General features: G+C 62.6%; 1 protein-coding gene. It reads right to left on the bottom strand.

Translation table 11 applies throughout. The features are described 5' to 3' along the window. A partial coding sequence (locus tag SAY88_RS25195; protein WP_332635168.1) for a hypothetical protein occupies positions 1 to 262 on the bottom strand: 262 nt, incomplete at both ends.

The raw sequence follows: 262 nt of genomic DNA, 5'->3' as shown, positions 1-262 counted from the left end.
GCCTCCGGGATTGCAGAGCGACCCGGATCTCATCTGGATGTTCTTGACCGCCGCAACCTTCTCAACCTCGGACTTGCCAACCCACTCGCCGCGACTGTTGCGGAGGTTGAACGCGATGATCGGGCCCTGCGTGGACGGATCCGCATAGTCCGCCGACGGCGACGAATACAGCTGGCAGACCTGGACGCCGTTATAGTGCGTCAGCGAGGCTAGACGGCCAGCCAGGCGCTTCGCCAGGAAGCGGGTATGGCGTGAGATATTG

It is taken from the genome of Halalkalibacter flavus (genome assembly GCF_036663575.1).
Taxonomy (GTDB): Bacteria; Bacillota; Bacilli; order Bacillales; family Bacillaceae_D; genus Halalkalibacter; species Halalkalibacter flavus.
The sequence above is the reverse complement of the archived record's forward strand: the minus strand, read 5'-3'. Positions and strand labels throughout refer to the sequence as shown.